Consider the following 1,349-nt stretch of genomic DNA (forward strand, 5'->3'; position numbering starts at 1 on the left):
TGTGGTTGCTGGTTGGGTCTAGTTGAGGTGGGGTTCGATGCGGTCGGGGTAGGCCAGGGCTAGTTGCCCGAGGGCCTGTTTCCAGTTCGTCACGACTTGGCCCTCGACGAGCCTGCCGGGGGCTCTGCGCGTGGCGGCGGGCTTGCCGCGTTCCTTCTCGCGTTGCCGGGCCCGTTTGTCCTCGATGTCGCAGATCGCCAGCCACAGCAGTTTGCGCGCCGCGAGATCGTTGGGGAAGTGTCCCCGATTCTTGATGACCTTGCGGAGCTGGTAGTTCAGCGACTCGATCGAGTTGGTGGTGTAGATGACTTTGCGGAGCTCGGGCGGGAACGCCAAGAACGGAATGAACCGGTCCCACGCTCGACCGAAAGCTGCTGCGGCACTCGGATATTTGGTCCCCAGTTCCGAGTCTCGGAAGGCTTCCCATTCGCGGCGGGCGGTCTCGGCGTCGGGGGCGGTGTAGATCGGTTTGATCGCCCGCGCGACGTCTTTGCGGTCCTTGTAGTTCACGAACCGCATCGAGTTGCGGATCAGATGCACCACACACGTTTGCACCGTGGCCAATGGCCAGGTCGCCTCGATCGCCTCGGGGAACCCGGTCAACCCGTCGCAGCACACGATGAGCACGTCCTTGACGCCGCGGTTGGCCAGATTCGCACACACCCCGGCCCAGAACTTCGCGCCTTCCTCGGCTTGTATCCAGATGCCCAGCACATGCTTGACGCCGGCCATATCGACGCCAATAGCGATGTGGGCGTGTCTGTTTCGGACGTGACCGCCGTCTTTGACCTTCACCACCAGGGCGTCGAGGTAGATGACGGGATACAACGCCTCCAGCGGCCGGTTCTGCCATTCATCGACCGCGTCGAGGACCTCGTCGCAGATCTTCGAGATCGTCTCATGCGACAGATCGGTGCCGATCGTCGAGGCCAGATGATGCTGAATGTCGCGCAACGTCATGCCACCGGCATACAGCGAGATGATCATGTCGTCGAGCCCGCCGAGCCGGCGGGAACCCTTCGGTACCAGGCGTGGGGTGAACGTGCCGGCACGGTCACGAGGAACGTCCAACTCGACCGGCCCGGCCGCGGAGTCCACCGTTTTCGGGCTCGACCCGTTCCGGGCGTTGGGCAGTTGCCGACCGGCCGGATCGCCCTTGGCATAGCCGAGATGATCGGTCAGCTCGGCCTTCAGGCCGCGTTCGAGAGCGAGTTTGATCAGACCCGGGATCAGGCCGCCGTCGCCGGTGATCTGGACCTGGCCGGTATCGATCTGGGCCAACAACTCATCGACCATGCCCGAGGCCTCCAGCGCCTCGGCCACCTCCGCGGTCGAACGCGGCTCAGCCA

The 1,349-nt window shown here is 64.1% G+C and carries 1 protein-coding gene; it reads right to left on the reverse strand.

The genetic code is table 11. The features are described 5' to 3' along the window. Positions 1-18: 18 nt before the first annotated feature. Positions 19-1,349: IS256 family transposase (locus Q9R39_RS24650; protein ID WP_396275750.1), on the reverse strand; the 1,331-nt coding region annotated here is incomplete at its 5' end.

The organism is Gordonia sp. AC31 (assembly GCF_031844505.1).
In the GTDB taxonomy this organism is placed as follows: Bacteria; Actinomycetota; Actinomycetes; order Mycobacteriales; family Mycobacteriaceae; genus Gordonia; species Gordonia hongkongensis.